The 15,021-nt window shown below is 63.9% G+C and carries 13 protein-coding genes; 3 read left to right on the top strand and 10 right to left on the bottom strand.

The features are described from left to right. Positions 1 to 159 precede the first annotated feature (159 nt). The gene (locus BLW48_RS29525) at positions 160 to 1,323 is read left to right on the top strand and encodes a porin (protein WP_093179112.1); all 1,164 of its coding nucleotides are present in this window, start codon (positions 160 to 162) and stop codon (positions 1,321 to 1,323) included. 54 nt (positions 1,324 to 1,377) lie between these two features. On the opposite strand, the gene BLW48_RS29520 is transcribed toward BLW48_RS29525, so the two are convergent. From BLW48_RS29520 to BLW48_RS29475, 10 genes are all read right to left on the bottom strand, one after another. Then, positions 1,378 to 2,295 carry a LysR family transcriptional regulator gene (locus tag BLW48_RS29520; protein WP_093179111.1) on the bottom strand — a complete coding sequence of 306 codons (918 nt, stop codon included), beginning with the start codon at positions 2,293 to 2,295 and terminating at the stop codon, positions 1,378 to 1,380. A 31-nt stretch (positions 2,296 to 2,326) separates the two neighbouring features. Beyond that, positions 2,327 to 2,893: a DUF2889 domain-containing protein gene (locus tag BLW48_RS29515; RefSeq protein ID WP_093179109.1), complete on the bottom strand. Its 567-nt coding sequence runs from the start codon at positions 2,891 to 2,893 to the stop codon at positions 2,327 to 2,329. Positions 2,894 to 2,910: 17 nt separating this feature from the next. Next, positions 2,911 to 3,702 carry a crotonase/enoyl-CoA hydratase family protein gene (locus BLW48_RS29510; protein WP_093179108.1) on the bottom strand — a complete coding sequence of 264 codons (792 nt, stop codon included), beginning with the start codon at positions 3,700 to 3,702 and terminating at the stop codon, positions 2,911 to 2,913. A gap of 8 nt (positions 3,703 to 3,710) precedes the next feature. Beyond that, positions 3,711 to 4,751, bottom strand: coding sequence for an NAD(P)-dependent alcohol dehydrogenase (locus BLW48_RS29505; RefSeq protein WP_093179106.1), 1,041 nt, complete (start codon positions 4,749 to 4,751; stop codon positions 3,711 to 3,713). A 43-nt stretch (positions 4,752 to 4,794) separates the two neighbouring features. Continuing rightward, the gene (locus BLW48_RS29500) at positions 4,795 to 5,757 is read right to left on the bottom strand and encodes a Bug family tripartite tricarboxylate transporter substrate binding protein (RefSeq protein ID WP_093179105.1); all 963 of its coding nucleotides are present in this window, start codon (positions 5,755 to 5,757) and stop codon (positions 4,795 to 4,797) included. A 39-nt stretch (positions 5,758 to 5,796) separates the two neighbouring features. Further along, positions 5,797 to 7,212 (bottom strand): aldehyde dehydrogenase family protein, encoded by a 1,416-nt coding sequence (locus tag BLW48_RS29495; protein ID WP_093179103.1) that lies wholly within the window; start codon positions 7,210 to 7,212, stop codon positions 5,797 to 5,799. Between the two features lie 4 nt (positions 7,213 to 7,216). Beyond that, complete coding sequence (locus BLW48_RS29490) at positions 7,217 to 8,389, bottom strand: iron-containing alcohol dehydrogenase family protein (RefSeq protein WP_093179102.1); 1,173 nt, start codon at positions 8,387 to 8,389, stop codon at positions 7,217 to 7,219. A 5-nt stretch (positions 8,390 to 8,394) separates the two neighbouring features. Further along, the gene (locus BLW48_RS29485) at positions 8,395 to 9,981 is read right to left on the bottom strand and encodes a class I adenylate-forming enzyme family protein (protein WP_093179100.1); all 1,587 of its coding nucleotides are present in this window, start codon (positions 9,979 to 9,981) and stop codon (positions 8,395 to 8,397) included. 98 nt (positions 9,982 to 10,079) lie between these two features. After that, the gene (locus BLW48_RS29480) at positions 10,080 to 11,330 is read right to left on the bottom strand and encodes a CaiB/BaiF CoA transferase family protein (RefSeq protein ID WP_177142455.1); all 1,251 of its coding nucleotides are present in this window, start codon (positions 11,328 to 11,330) and stop codon (positions 10,080 to 10,082) included. A gap of 39 nt (positions 11,331 to 11,369) precedes the next feature. Then, positions 11,370 to 12,701 (bottom strand): FAS1-like dehydratase domain-containing protein, encoded by a 1,332-nt coding sequence (locus BLW48_RS29475; protein WP_256330993.1) that lies wholly within the window; start codon positions 12,699 to 12,701, stop codon positions 11,370 to 11,372. Positions 12,702 to 12,800: 99 nt separating this feature from the next. Between BLW48_RS29475 and BLW48_RS29470 the strand changes: the two genes are divergently transcribed. After that, positions 12,801 to 14,012, top strand: coding sequence for an amidohydrolase family protein (locus BLW48_RS29470; RefSeq protein WP_093179095.1), 1,212 nt, complete (start codon positions 12,801 to 12,803; stop codon positions 14,010 to 14,012). A 32-nt stretch (positions 14,013 to 14,044) separates the two neighbouring features. After that, positions 14,045 to 15,013, top strand: coding sequence for a Bug family tripartite tricarboxylate transporter substrate binding protein (locus tag BLW48_RS29465; RefSeq protein WP_177142454.1), 969 nt, complete (start codon positions 14,045 to 14,047; stop codon positions 15,011 to 15,013). Positions 15,014 to 15,021 lie beyond the last annotated feature (8 nt).

Here is a 15,021-nt window from a genome sequence, read left to right as displayed (position 1 = left end):
CCCACGATTGGCCGAGCTGCCAAATCTGGGCAGATACGCCACGACCCAACCCTCTACGAAAGGGCCGCACACGATGTGACATGCAAACCAAGTTGACAAAAAGCGCCGAGACGGCCGTCCGCCAGATCCGGCAAGAAGAAATAGAACCCTGGAGACATCATGAAAAGAATCCCTACCGCCTTGGCCCTGTTCGCCGTAGCAGGCGTAACCTTTGCGCAATCTTCAGTGACGCTGTTCGGTGTTGTTGATGCATCTGTCAGCTACTACGCCGCGAATAGCCGAAACCCTGTATCAGGCGTGCCCAGTAAACAGAGTCAGACGGTGCTTGCCAATTCCGCCTACAACTCAAGTCGCCTTGGCTTTCGCGGGACAGAAGACCTTGGTGGAGGTCTTGCGGCGAGTTTCTGGCTGGAAGCGTCGATCAAGAACGACGACGGAAGCCAAGGGATCAGCGCATTCCAGCGCCGATCAACCGTCAGCCTATCGGGATCATTCGGCGAGATCCGACTGGGACGCGACTACACACCGACCTTCTGGAACGACGCAGCCTTCGATCCCTTGGGCATCGTGGGTGTCGGCCAAAACGTCATCGCAAGCGTGAACGGAAGGCTCAGCAACTCTCTCACGGATACGTATGCACGTGCCAGCAACAGCGTTGGCTATTTCCTTCCCGCAAGCCTCAACGGCTTTTATGGTCAAGTGCAGTACTCGCTGCCGGAAAATACAAAAGTCGATGGCGTCGCCGATAGCCGATCCGCCAAAGGCCGATATACAGGCAGCCGCTTTGGCTATCTGAACGGGCCGCTCGATGTCGCGCTGGCATATGGCGAAAGCATCACGGCCGACATCGTGACGAATCGACGGAAAATACAGAGCCTGAGCTTCGGCGCGTCCTATGACTTCGGAGTCGCGAAGCTGTTCGGTGAGATCTCACAAGTGAAAGACCGGAACGCCACCCTTGTGCCTGCGTCGGGTTTTCTTGAAGCCACCGACACGTACAACGGCTATCTGGTCGGCACGACCGTACCGATCGGGCCGGGGCTGATTCGCGTTTCCTACTCGCACGTCAAATCAAAAAGCAATCTCCCGACAACGGCTGCCTTCAACGACGTTCACGAGGCCGAAGTCAACAAGATCGCATTGGGCTATGTCCATAATCTCTCCAAGCGCACAGCTTTGTACGCAACGGTTGCGCGCCTGAACATCCGTAACGGTCAGAACAATGCGGCGATAGCTGGCGTGACCACCGGTGGTGCGCCGGGCTATATCGGTGTGGCCAGAAACGCAACCGGCTACGACTTCGGCATACGCCACGCTTTCTGACACGAACGTGTGCGCCCGTCCGCTGGCGATAGGCGCCCATGTCGACCGAAAGAATCAGCTGCGGGCGAGCGAGGCCATGCGCTTCATGTCGGGCCACGCGCCGCCCGCGGCTTCGATGAACGCGCGTATCAAAGGATCGTTGCCCCGACTGGTCAGATGCGCGATGAACTGCGGGTACTCCGTGCGGGCGATTGGAGACAGGGCGAGATGGCCCTCGCGCACGCCCTCCAGCGCATATTCCTCACGCATGAGCAACATGCCGACGCCTGCTTGCACCAGCGCACGACCGAGCGCAGCGTTGTCGAAGCGGACCACGCTGTTGAGCTCAAGGCCTTTTTCCCCGAACAATCGCTCCAGCATGAACGAGTACGCCAGGTTGGTATCGCTCGGCGTGATCCAGGGAAGATCCGCCAGAGCCGCGAGGTCGGCGTTCTCGATCTTGTCCTTCCAAGCCACAGGGCCTGCCACGAGGAAATTGATCGTGGCGAGCTGGTAGTAGGTGAAGCCCGCGTCCACAGGGCGCCCGAGCAGCATACCGATATCGAACTCGCTGGTTTTGAGCGCCTGACGCGTGCCCGCAGACGCGCGAGCGCACACGTCCACCGTGATCAAGGGGTGCTTTTCTCTTAGCCCCGCCACCACCAGGCCGATACGGCTGGACAACGGATCGCTGCTGGCACCAACGATCAGGTTGCCCTCGATCTTTCCTCGGATGTCGCGCGCGAACGAAGTGAACTCCGCCGCGCCATTGAGCAGCACCTTGGCCTGGCGCAACAGCATCTGTCCGGCACGTGTGAGCTCCAGGCTGCGGTTGGTCCGCACGAACAGCTGCATGCCGAGGTTGTCTTCGATCGCACGCACATGGGCGCTTGCAGCCGACTGGCTGACATGCAGCCGTTCGGCCGCACGGGTGAGATGCTGTTCCTCCGCCACGGCGACAAAGGTGCGTAGCTGCACAAGGTCGATCATCATCAACCCATTTTCCCCAAGGAACCCGCGATGTCTATCGGGGTTCCTTCGAATGCGGCCGATAGAACTGCGGCCAATGCACACGCACCAGCTCCCGCTCCTCACCGTACGCATAGCAACTGTCGATCTTCAGTGGCCTGCCTGCGGCGTCTACCCGTTCGGCGCGCCCACGGTTGACCTGACTCAGGGACTGGAATGCAGTGGTCGCCATCGGAATCAACAACTCCATCAAGTGCGTGCAACTGCGCGAACCGGCCAGCCGGCTGCGCACCTCCTTGCTCCAGCCGCTGGCCATGCGCAGGCCTTTGAGCGATTGCAGCGCCTGACCGCCGTTGTGGCACTCGCCGTAAGGCGCAGCTTCGGTGAATGTCTCCACCGCATGGATCTGCAGGTCCGCGTCATACACGAGTCGCACGCCCATGTCGTGGATCGGCTCGCCGGCGGGCACACGCTCGCCGCCGCGCCAGGGTTCGAAATCATGAGGCTTGCGATCCGTCACCCGCCCCTCAAGCTCGAACAGCCCGTCGCTGCGTCGCCAGGCGCGCATGTCGACGCGCCGGAAATGCAGCTCTTCTTCGCGAGTCGGATGCTGATCGTTCATGGTTTGGCCGCTGTATCTCAGCTGAATCTTGGGGCTCGTTTCTCGAGGAATGCATCCACGGCTTCGGTGTGGTCCGGTGTCTTGTGGCAAACCGCCTGGAACACCGCCGAGAGCTCGAGCACCGTATCCAGCCGCGAATGGATGGCCTCGCGCATCAAGCGCTTGGTCAGCCGCACGCCATGGGCGGCGTTCTGCGCGATTCGGCCCGCCATCTCGCGTGCCGCCGGCAGCAGCTGATCGGCCTCGACCACCCGCGACACCAGGTTCCATTCCAGCGCCTGCCGTGCATCGATCATGTCGCCGGTGAAAGCGAGCTCGGCGGCGCGCGACATGCCGACGATGCGGGGCAGGAGCCACGCGCCGCCGTCGCCCGGAATGATCCCCAGCTTGATGAAGCTCTCGGCGAATTTCGCCTTCTCCGAGGCGATGCGGATATCGCACATGCACGCTAGATCGAGTCCGGCGCCGATCGCATGCCCATTGACCGCTGCGATCACCGGCACCTCGAGGTTGAACAGCGCCAGCGTCAGTCGTTGGACTCCGCGACGGTACTCCTGACGGATGTCCATCTCGCTGACTTCGGCAGACGCCTGCCGCTTCATCTGGCGAACGTCCCCGCCCGAGCTGAACGAGGGACCGTTCGCCGTGAGGACAACGCAGCGGACACCGCGATCGTCATGAATGCGGTCAATCGCCGCGAGGAACTCAGGTATGGCCGTGTTGCCGGTCAGCGGGTTGCGTTGCTCGGGTTGGTTCATCGTCAACGTGACAACGTGCCCCTCTTGCTCATAGATCAGGAATTCGGACATGGTGTTTCTCAAAGTGTGCTGTTGTCGATCACGAAACGGAAACGGACGTCGCCCGCGAGTAGCCGCTGGTAGGCGTCGTCGATGCCGTCCGCATGGATGACTTCCACCTCGGCTCCGATGCCATGCATTGCGCAGAAGTCCAGCATCTCTTGCGTCTCGGCGATGCCGCCACTGCGCGTGCCGGCGATGGACCGGCGGTTGGTCAGCAAGGCCGCAGCGGAAACATTCAAGGGCTTCGCGGGCACGGCAAGGTTGACATAGACGCCATCGCGCGCCAGCAAGCCCAGATAGCGGTCCAACTGGTCGTGAATGGGCACGGTCGAGATGATGAGGTCGAATACGCTGTCGAGTGCAGTGAAGGTGTGTGGATCGGTGCTCAGCCGATATTCGTCCGCTCCGAGGCGCAATGCGTCTTCGCACTTCGCCGCCGACAAGTCCAGCACCGTGGTTCGCGCGCCCAGCGCCCGGGCCATCTGCACACCGACGTGCCCCAGGCCACCGAATCCGATGATCGCGACGTTCTTTCCGGACCCAGCCCGCCAGTGCCGAAGAGGCGAATACATAGTGATCCCCGCGCACAGCAGAGGCGCGGCCTTCTGCAACGCGATGGATTCCGGAATCCGGACGACGAAGCGCTCGTCGACCACCACGTTCTGACTGTAGCCGCCATAGGTCGGCTGGCCATCACGGCCAATCGCGTTGTAGGCCAGGGTGCGCCCCCCGCTGCAATACTGTTCCAGGCCTGCCCGACAGTTCTCGCACTCGCCGCAGGCGTCGACCATGTTCCCGACCCCGACGCGATCACCGACCCGCACTCGCGTGACTTCAGCGCCCACGGCCGCGACGGTGCCGGCCATTTCATGGCCCGGCACGATCGGATAAATGGTCTTTCCGCGCAGGCTGCGTGCATGCTCGACGTCCGAATGGCAGATGCCGGCATAGGCGATGTCGATCAACACATCCCGCAGCCCGGGTGTACGCCGCTCGATCGTGGTTCGAACGAAGGACTGGTCGGGACCGCAGGCGCACCGTGCCTTCGAGAGGATCACTGCGAGCTCCCCGTGAACGATCGGTTTGCTTGGTAGCTGCGCATCACTCAGGCAGGATCTTGGCGTCACGCGCCAACCGCACCCATCGCGTGGTCTCGGACTCGATGAACGACTTGAGATCTCCAGGGCCCATTACCAGCGGTGTCGTTCCGTGATTGGCGAATTTTTCGATCAGCTCTTTCTGCTTTTGCACCTTCATGACCGCATCGCTGACGCGTGCAACCAGCTCACTCGACATGCCGGCCGGCCCGACGATTGCATTCCATGAAGGAAAGTCGAACCCGGGGAGCGTCTCCGAGATCGCCGGCCAATCCGGCGTGGTCGGATTGCGCTTGAGGGACGTGACGGCCAGCGCCCGCAGCTGCCCGGCCTTGACCTGGGCCTGGGCATTGCCGGGGTCGGTCAATGTGGCATCCAGACTGCCGCCGATCACATCGGTGATGGTGGCTGGGCTCCCCCTATAAGGGATCGGCAGCAGTTGCAGGCCGGCCAGATGATTCATCGTCGCGATCTGTGTTTGCACCGCCGTGGTCGAATAGCCGACACTGACCTTGCCAGGGCGAGTCTTGGCATAAGCGATGAACTCCGCGAGCGTGCGGATCTGCGAATCCGACTTGACCATCAGTACGTGGTTCGTCAGGCTCACGCCGGCAATGGGCGTCAGGTCCTTGCGCGGGTCATAGCCCATATTCTTGACGAATGCCACGTTGGCCGCCAGCGGTGAATTCGAGCCGCAAAGAAGCGTGAAGCCGTCCGGTACGGAACGCACCACATCCATCGTCCCGATACCGCCATTGCCCCCAGGCTTGTTATCGACGAAATAGTTCTGCCCGTTGACTGCGCCAACCAGGTTCAGCAGCACGCGCGTCGCATAGTCGTTAGAGCTACCCGCCGGCAGCGGCACCACAACGCGCACCGGGCGGCCATTCGCGGACTGGGACCAGGCCATGCTTTCGGGAAGCGCGAGAGCCACACCGAGCGCCTTGACGAAGCTCCGCTTATTCATTTTTTGTCTCCTTGCTCTTTTCCGGATCGCCGTCTCGCTTCACCCGATGACGGACTTGTATTCCATGAATTCCTCGATGCCGAATCGCCCCCACTCACGGCCGACGCCTGAGAGCTTGAAGCCTCCGTGGGTGCCGCGTTTGTCCAGGGGAGCACCATTGATGCGCACACGGCCGACACGCAACCTGGCCGCGATGCCTCGCGCGCGCTCCGCGTCACTGCACCAGACACCGCCCGCCAGTCCGTACTGGGAGTCGTTGGCGATGCGGATCGCATCCTCTTCGTCGTCGAAAGGAATGATCACCACCACGGGGCCGAAGATCTCCTCGCGGGCAATGCGGCTGTTGTTGTCACCCGAAAAGATGGTCGGGCGCACATACCAGCCGCGCGCAAGCCCCTGCGGTGCCTCGGCGCCGCCCGTCAACATCCGCACACCCTCTTCCTGGGCCGACCGGATGTATTCGCGCACGCGATCGCGCGCTGCCGAAGAGGAGACCGGCCCCAGCGTGGTCGACTCGTCCAATGGGTCGCCCAGCACGTAGCTTTGCGCTTTGCGCACAGCCAGTTCCTCGGCTTCCTGCAGGCGTTCGCGTGGCACCAGCATGCGCGTCAGACCACCGCACACCTGGCCAGTATTGCGCAAGGCATCCTCGATGCCGTCAGCCACCGCGCGCTCGAAGTCGGAGTCCGCGAGGATGATGTTGGGCGATTTCCCGCCGAGTTCGAGGTGCACGCGCTTGATCGACTCGGATGCCACTTCCATCACGCGGCGCCCGGAACGCACCGAGCCCGTCACCGACACCATGTCGATCGACGGATGCGCTGCGATCGCCTCACCCACCTCCGGACCGATACCGCACACCAGGTTGAACACGCCGCGCGGCAAGCCAGCTTGGTCGCACAGCTCCGCAAACATGAAGGCGGTCAATGGTGCGACTTCGGACGGCTTGAGCACGACAGTGCACCCTGCGGCGATGGCGGCACCCGCCTTCGAGATCACGGAGCGCAGCGGTGCGTTCCACGCCGTGATGGCTCCGACCACACCAGAAGGCTCGCGCCGCACATTGGTGTTGCCCACGCTTTCCACCCAATCAATCTCAGCCAGGGACTCGGCGATGATGTCGAGCTCCTCCACTGCGCCCAACGTCTGCGATCTGCGCAGCGCCGTGATGGGGTAGCCCAGTTCACTCACCAGCGTCTGCGTGATTTCGTCGGAACGCGCCTCCGTCAAGCGCGCGAGTTTGCTGAAGATCGCGATGCGTTCGGCCACCGAGGTCCTGGACCAGTCCGGAAATGCACGAACCGCGGCTTGCACCGCACGATCGACGTCCTGTGCAGTTCCGCGGGGCACCGTGGCCACCGGCTCTTCCGTCGCCGGATTGATGACAGTCAGCACTTCGCAGCCCGAAGAGGACACCCACTCACCGTCGATATAGATCTTGTTGCGTTCGATCATTTCTTCACCATGCCTCTTCCAGGATCTGTTGCAGTTCGGTGGCGCTGCGCACCGGCCGGGGATTGCCTCGCAGGAACCAATCGCCCATCGCATGCGCGGCAATGCCGGGCAGTGCCTCGCGAGGAACGTTCACATCGCGCAAACGCCGCGGCACTCCGAGGCCGGAGAAGAGCGAGGAGACCTTCTCGATGACCCGCTGCGAATCGGCCTGCGCCCCGGGGCGCTGCAGATCGAGCGCCGCCGCCACGTCCACCATGCCGGCCGCCGCAGCGTCGGCGTTGAAGCGCAGCACGTGCGGCAGGACGATGGCATTCACGGTGCCGTTCTCGATGTCGTGGCGCGCGCCGATCGCATGGCCCAGCACCGTGGTGATACCGGCAGCCGTGTGGTCGGTACCCTGGCCGCACAGGATGGCGGCCAGCACCAGTTGGCCGCGCACGGCCGCGTCGTCTTCGCGCGCGGCGCGCGGCAGGTGCTGCCCCAGCAGCCGCAGTGCGTGCATCAGCGCACCATGTGCCAGAGCGTCCTGCGAGCGCGAGGTCAAGCCTTCGATCGCCATCGACAAGGTGTTGATGCTGGCCGTTGCGACCAGGCTCCGCGGCGCCGACAGGATCATCTCGGGGTCGACGAACACCGATTGCGCGCGCGTCTTGGGATCGAACATCGCCAGCCGCTGTCCGCTGGCCGGATCAAACACGGCGCTGCCGGCCTTGACCGTGGCCGTGGTCGGCGTGGTCGGCAGGACGAACTGCGGCAGCTTGGGCGCAGACAGCTTCGGACTGCGCAGGCTGCCGTCGGGTTCGGTCACGGTGCACAGCTCGGACACCGGTTTGCCCTCGGCCGCCAGGATGCCGGCCGCACGCGCGGTCACGATGGCCGAGCCGCCTCCCACGGCGATGACGGCATCGGCTTCCAGGTGACGCAGCAGCCCGGCTGCGTCTTCCACCGAGGCGACCGGACTGTGCCCGAGCACTTCGTCGTAGACGCCGGCGCAACGTGGGCCCAGCGCCGCGCGGATGCGCTCGAACAGCGGCCCCTTGGCCAGCCAGTCACCACAGACGACCACGGCACGCTGGCTACGGACGCGATCGAGTTCGCGACCCAGGTGCGTCAGGCTGTCAGGCCCATGGAACAGCCGCAGCGGCGGTGTGACGTGTTGAAAGTTCTGCATGGTCATGTCGGTCAGGCCTCGTTGTGCAGTTCAGTGCGGACCTGAGCACTGATGGTCGCCTTGTCCACCTTGCCGGTGTGGTTCGTCGCCAGCGGCTCGCGCTGGATCCGCCAGCGGCTGGGCACTGCGAACGAGGCGATCTGGCCGCGCAATTGCTCCTGCAACTGCTGCTGCGTGAGCTCGGCCTCCGTCACGACGACCGCCATGACTTCTTCGCCCAGGTCGCGATGCGGCACGCCGAACACGACTGTCTCGGCGACGCCGGGAATGGCCATGAGCGCCCGCTCGATCGCCGCCGGCGCGATGTTTTCACCGCCACGGATGATCATGTCCTTGCAACGGCCTGTGATCCAGAGATTGCCCTTTTCGTCGAATCGGCCAAGATCGCCCGTGTGAAGCCAACCCTCTGCATCTATCGGCGATTCGTCGAGTCCGAAGAAACCGGACATCTGCGTGGGAGAACGCAGCAGGATCTCCCCGTCGGGCAGGTCGGGATGGGAAAGAAAGCGGACCTCGACGCAAGGCAGCGGCTTGCCGGCGGAGCCCAGTTCTTCGAGGGCCTCTGAACCCGCCGCGGCGGTGGCCTGCCCGCCGTTCTCCGTCAGGCCGTAGCCCGTTGGAATCCTCGGGCTCACGCTGGGCAACTGGGTACGGATGCGCTGCATCAGTTCGGCATGCACCGGCGCGCCACCGATGCTGATGGACTTCAGGCTGCCCAGTTCCCTGCGCGACACGTCGGGATGGTCCAGCAGCCGCAAGACCATCGTCGGCACGGCATTCCAGCGCTTGATCTTGTTCCGCTCAATGGACGCGAGCACTTCGGCGGGGTCATACCGGCCTTCCGACAGAACCAGCGTGTCGCCAACGACGACCGCCCGCATGAGGGTCTGCATGCCTCCCACATGGAACAGCGGCCCCGTGATCAGGGTCACGTCGCGGGCCGTCTCGTCGATCTGCTGCGGCAACTTGCGCGTGACATGCAAGGTCATCTGCAGGCGCGCCAGCAGCGCACGGTGCGACAGCACCACCGCCTTGGGTCGGCCCGATGTACCCGAAGTGAAGATGATGAGCGCGGTCTCTTCTTCGCTGCGCTCACCGTCCACATCGGTGGCGGCATCGCTCCCGTGCTCGCCCACGCTGTGGATGCCCCAGGGGCCGCGGCGCGAACCCTCAGGCACGCGTGCCGCGCAACGGTCGTCGGCCAGCGTCATTGCAGGCTGCAGGGCCGCCAGGCCGTTGCCGATCTCCACCTCGCTCCACCAGGCATTCGCGAGCACCGGCGCAGCGCCAACCAGAACGCAGGCCCAGAAGTTGACGACCCACTCCGGGCTGTTCCAGCCGAGGATGAAGATGCGGTCGCCCCGGCGAATGCCCAAGTCGGCGAGTTGACGGGCCTTGGCCACCGCGCCCCGGTGCAGGTCCTCGAACGTGAGGATGCGCTCGCCCTGGATGAGGTGAGTCCGTGCGCCCCAGCGGCCGGCGAAGTCGAGCAACTGCTCGACCCGGCGCGGGCGATCCGTGTACATCCGAAACGGAACCCCGCCGATTAATTCGGTCGCGATTTCCTTGCCCCATGGCGTTGTTGTTGTCGATGACATCGATGTCTCCGTGTGGGTGCGACGGGCGCGCACGCTCTGTGCTCTATGCCGGCAGCCAGGACCTGGCTCCCTCATGCGCACGCCCTCTCGCTGCATGTTCAGGATTTCTTGTAGCGATCCAGGATCGCGTTGTTCTGGCCGAGTGCCGGCGCAGGTTGGGCGGGGCACCACTCGCCATCGAACTTGATGGGTATCCGCACACTGCGGATCGAACCGACCTTGCCCGGATACTTCACATCGGTGATCGAGCCCGAACCGCTCGCGGCCTCCATTTCCAGCGCTTCGCCCAGGCTGCGAACCACGCCGCAGGGAATGCCGGCCTTGTCCAGCCGGTTCACGACTTCCTCGGAGGTGAATCCGGCGAACACCTCGCTGAGCACTGCGTCACACACGTCACGGTGAACGACGCGGGAAGCCGCAGTCGCGAATCGCGCGTCTTTCGCAAGGTCGGAGCGGTCCATGGCGTCGACGATCTTCTTCCATGAGCCGTCGCTGAAGGTGGAAAGCAGCACGTTGCCGTCGGACGCCGCGTACTGGCCATAGGGCACCACGCCCGGATGGCGCGACCCCATCCGCTTGGGCGTCTCGCCGGTCACGAAATAGCGGGTGGCGTTGTAGACGGAGAGCGAGAGCAACGAACTCATCATGCTGACTTCGACGAGCCCGCCCTTGCCGGTGCGCGATCGCCGCACAAGTGCGGCAAGGATGCCGTGCGCCGCGAACATCCCGGACGACAGGTCGGCCACCGGAAGGCCCAGCTTGCTCGGCGGACTGTCGCCCTCACCGTTCAGGCTCATCACGCCGGATTCCGCCTGCACGATCAAGTCGAAGGCGGCCCGCCGGCTCTCGGGGCCCGTTCCCCCGAAACCGGAGATCGAGCAATAGACCAGCTTCGGATTGAGCTTGGAGACAACGTCGTACCCGAAGCCAAGGCGTTCGGCGACGCCGGTACGGAAGTTCTGGATGAAGACGTCGCAATCCGCCACCATCGCGTGAACGAGCCTTCTGCCCTCCTCGGACTTCAGGTCAAGCTCCACCGACGCTTTGCTCCGGTTGATGGTGGAGTGATAGAAGCTCACATCGCCCTGGAGCGGCGCAATGTGACGCGTATCGTCGCCGGCCTCGGGCACTTCGACCTTGATGACCTCCGCGCCCATTTCGGCGAGCAAAAGCGTTGCGTAGGGACCGGAAAGGTAGCGTGTCAGGTCGAGAACGCGCACCCCGCGGAGCGGCAGCGACGCGTCGTCCGGTGCCCGAACACCCTCATCGCATGCCGGTTCGGCGGACGCCGCCGAATGGCGCCCTTCGCCTTGCGCACTCGCGAACAAGGTCTCGCTGGATGTGGTCATGGTCATCTCGGTTCTTGCTTCGTTCGTGGAGGGGCTCGTTCACTCAGAGGCAGTCGGGCGCTTCGGTAACGCCACCACCGCCGTTCCGGGCATCACCTGCTGGCCGCGTTGATTCGTGGCCCAGGTCGTGAGCTTCACCACGTGCCGGCCGTCGGCGTCGATTTCCTTTGCGTCGATGCGACCACCCAGGCGCACCACATCGCCCAGATAGACATGGGCGCGGTACTGCCCCGTCAGCGCCTTCAGTTGCCCTGCGTCTCCCATCCAGTTGGTGAGCGAATGGATCTGCCAGCAGGTGCGCTGGATGCCCACGTCGTAGGCGATCTGCGCACCCTGCAACTGCGCGGCGTAGTCGTTGTAGTGCACGGAGTAGACCGGCTCCAGTGCATGCGTTCGGGGATCGCGGAAAGCCCACTTGGGGTGCTTGTGGTAGCGCTTGAGTGAAACTGCGTGTGCAGCCACGCGCGGAATCGGCGCCGCGCCAGCGGCAATGAACGCGATGAAGTCGGTCAGGCCCAACGGCCCCTTTGTGATGACATCGATCTCGTCACCGACCTGCACGTCATCCCAGTAGCGCGGGGTCGCACCCCGCGGCTGCTCCGCAAGGATCTGTTCCTCGATCGCGGCGATTTCCTCGTCCTTCCAGGGATGGGGCACCTCGATCGTGCGGCTCTCGCGGCGCTTCTGCATCTCGCCGCGCTCGAAACGCATGCGCGAGCAGATGAAGGTGGCCTTGAGTTCTCCCTCTTCGTTGCGGTATTCCTGACGCAAGTAGTCCTTGATGCGCCGGCCGCCGAAGTTGCTGTCGGCGATCGGACCGTCAAAGCCGTCAAACGTCACTGTCGCCGTGATCTTTTCGCCCACGCGGATCGGCTCGTTGAAAGTCATCTTGGTCTCAGCGTGGAAGCCGCCCAGGCCGGGCCAGCCGACCTGCACCGATCCCAGACAGGCAAAGATGAAGCTGGGCGGCGCGACCAGCGTGCCATGCGGGCCATCCTTCGCGTAGTCCGCATTCGTCCACAGCGGGTTGTCGTCGCCGATGCCCTCGCAGAACCGCATGACCGCCAGGCGCGTGGCGTATTCGTTGTTCAGGCATGACTCAGTGCGCAATTCGGTGCCGATCAGCGCGCGCATGTCGGCGAGCATCTTGTCGGTGAACTTGCCCAGGGCCAGCTCTTTGGTGATGCCGGTGTCTGGCGCCTCTTGATTGTTCATATATGCGAACTTATGATCGTATTTGCGATGACGAACTGTAGATTCGCCCTCCTGGCATGTCAATGCGGCTTTCGCGCAGGCCGCATGCACAAAAGCCGTTGACAGAGAGAGGGTCGTGTTCGCAAAACACGCACACGACGTCGCGAATAACGCCATGGACGCCCGGGCGGACCGATTCCTAGACTGCACCCCATTCCGACAACGCCATGGCCGCCATGGCTCGGCGTGCGACAGGAGACAAGGAAAGCAGATCACATGAGCCAGTTTCCGCCGCGCCCCGATCGGCGCCTGTTCCTCTCCACAGCGGCGCTCGCCTTCGGCGAAGCCGCTTGGGGCAACTCCTCGTCGGATGCAGCGAGCCCCGACGCGAACGGGGGCGCCTACCGCGGCAACCAGCACCGGCCCACGCGAGATCTGCTGGACTGGCACAGCCGACTTCCGCCAGAGCCGGCACGAGAGCCCGAGCTTCCCATCGTCGATGCGCACCATCACCTGTTCGGCACCGCGGCGGATCGGCTGTACTACCGCCGCGAAGACCTCCAGCAGGACCTCGCCTCGGGGCACCGGGTGCTCGGCACCGTCTACGTCGCGGCCTACGGCGCAGGCTGGCGCACCAGCGGCCCGCCGGCCTTGCGCTCGGTGGGGGAGGTCGAAAGAATCGTGCAATTGAGCGCGGCACCGCTGTCCACCCCGCACGGCACCTGCCAGCTGGCGGCAGGCATCGTCTCTGACGTGGACCTGTCCCTGGGAGACGGCGTTGGCGAATTGCTGGAGGCGCATGTCGCCGCGGGCAGCGAACGATTGCGCGGGGTGCGCTACTACGCGACCTACCACGACGGCAGCCTCGCCAAGTTCATCCCGAACGCGCCGCGCAACATCATGGCCGACAGCAGCTTCCGGCGCGGTTTCGCGATGCTGGAGCGATTCGGCCTCAGCTTCGATGCCTTGGTCTATCACACCCAGCTCAGCGAACTGGCGGCGCTTGCTGACGCGTTTCCGCACACTCCCATCGTGTTGAACCATGCGGGCATCCCGGTCGGCGTGCTGGACTTCGAGCCGAAGCAAACTGCCGTTCGGAAAGATTGGGTGAAGGATTTGCGCGCACTGGCCCAAAGGCCCAACGTCCGCATCAAGGTGGGTGGCATGGGCATGCCGATCTTCGGGTTCGGTTTCGAAGCGGGCGAAAAACCGGCCGAAACACAAGCGCTGGTGCGGGCCTGGCAGCCGTTGATGGAGATATGCATCGAGGCGTTCGGGCCACAGCGATGCATGCTGGAAAGCAATTTCCCGGTCGACAAGCAGTCATGCAGCTACGTCCAGCTCTGGAACGCTTTCAAGCTCGCGACCGGCGCCTTCTCGCCGCAGGAGCGCCAAGCGCTTTTCTACCGGACGACTTGCCGAACCTACGGACTGCCGGAATTGGAGTCGACCTGCGATGCGGCTGTGACCCGGCAGCACCGCAGCTGAGCGGCACGACATCCAGCACGACAGGTGACATCATGATCAAGACATTCCGACCATTCCTGACGGCCGCCCTGCTGGCGACTTCGCAACTGGTCGTCGCACAGGGCGACCGATTCCCCTCCAAACCCATTCAGGTGATCATCACCAGCACGCCGGGCTCGGCCTCGGATGCGATCACCCGTTTCCTTGGCACGGAGGTGACCAAGGCTCTCGGGCAACCGCTCGTCGTTGTCAGCAAAGCCAGCGCGGCGGGCACCATCGGCGCCGAGTTCGTACGCCGCGCCGCGCCGGATGGCCATACCATCTTTCTGGGCGGCAACACCACGATGGCAGCAAACCTGTACCTGGTGAAGAACCTCGCGTATGACCCATTGAAGGACTTCGAACCGGTGACGCTGGTGACCATCAACCCGCTGGTGCTGGTCGTGCGCGCCGACCTGCCGATCAAATCGGTCGCCGACCTCGTGGCCCGGGCCAAGGCCAAGCCGGGGCAGATGAACTACGGCATCGGCAATTCGGGCGGGCGCGTTGCGGCGCAGTTGCTCAAGTCCGGCGCGGGCATGGAGGCGCAGGACATCTCGTTCAACGGCGCATCGCAGGCCATTCTGGAACTGGTGGCGGGCCGGCTCGACTTCATGTTCACCGACCCGATGGTGGCCGACCCGTTCATCAAACAGGGCAAGGTCCGGGCGCTGGCCGTCACCTCGTCCGTGCGTCTGCCGACGATGGGCGAACTGCCGACGATGGTGGAGGCCGGCGTGCCGAACTACGACTATGTGTCCTTCCTGGGCTACTACGTGCCGCGCGGAACGCCCCGATCGATCATCGACACGCTCAACGGCGCGTTCGTGAAAGCCATCGACAGCGCGGAGGGCCAAGCGTTCTTCCGCCGCATGGGGATGATCGCGCGCTCCTCCACGCCGGAAGGGCTGACAACGTTCAACAAGGAACAGATCGCCTCATGGGAACGCTGGGTCAAGCAGGCCGGGCTCGAGCCGCAGTAGATCCGTAC

The sequence above is a fragment of the Variovorax sp. YR266 genome (assembly GCF_900107295.1).
Classification (GTDB): domain Bacteria; phylum Pseudomonadota; class Gammaproteobacteria; order Burkholderiales; family Burkholderiaceae_C; genus Variovorax.
This window is presented reverse-complemented; position numbering and strand designations above follow the sequence as displayed.

Bases quoted from the DNA above. Each gene is read 5' to 3' on its own strand.
- BLW48_RS29525 (WP_093179112.1), top strand. From the start codon at position 160: ATGAAAAGAATCCCTACCGCCTTGGCCCTGTTCGCCGTAGCAGGCGTA.
- BLW48_RS29520 (WP_093179111.1), bottom strand. From the start codon at position 2,295: ATGATGATCGACCTTGTGCAGCTACGCACCTTTGTCGCCGTGGCGGAG.
- BLW48_RS29515 (WP_093179109.1), bottom strand. From the start codon at position 2,893: ATGAACGATCAGCATCCGACTCGCGAAGAAGAGCTGCATTTCCGGCGC.
- BLW48_RS29510 (WP_093179108.1), bottom strand. From the start codon at position 3,702: ATGTCCGAATTCCTGATCTATGAGCAAGAGGGGCACGTTGTCACGTTG.
- BLW48_RS29500 (WP_093179105.1), bottom strand. From the start codon at position 5,757: ATGAATAAGCGGAGCTTCGTCAAGGCGCTCGGTGTGGCTCTCGCGCTT.
- BLW48_RS29495 (WP_093179103.1), bottom strand. From the start codon at position 7,212: ATGATCGAACGCAACAAGATCTATATCGACGGTGAGTGGGTGTCCTCT.
- BLW48_RS29490 (WP_093179102.1), bottom strand. From the start codon at position 8,389: ATGACCATGCAGAACTTTCAACACGTCACACCGCCGCTGCGGCTGTTC.
- BLW48_RS29485 (WP_093179100.1), bottom strand. From the start codon at position 9,981: ATGTCATCGACAACAACAACGCCATGGGGCAAGGAAATCGCGACCGAA.
- BLW48_RS29480 (WP_177142455.1), bottom strand. From the start codon at position 11,330: ATGACCACATCCAGCGAGACCTTGTTCGCGAGTGCGCAAGGCGAAGGG.
- BLW48_RS29475 (WP_256330993.1), bottom strand. From the start codon at position 12,701: ATGGCGTTATTCGCGACGTCGTGTGCGTGTTTTGCGAACACGACCCTC.
- BLW48_RS29470 (WP_093179095.1), top strand. From the start codon at position 12,801: ATGAGCCAGTTTCCGCCGCGCCCCGATCGGCGCCTGTTCCTCTCCACA.
- BLW48_RS29465 (WP_177142454.1), top strand. From the start codon at position 14,045: ATGATCAAGACATTCCGACCATTCCTGACGGCCGCCCTGCTGGCGACT.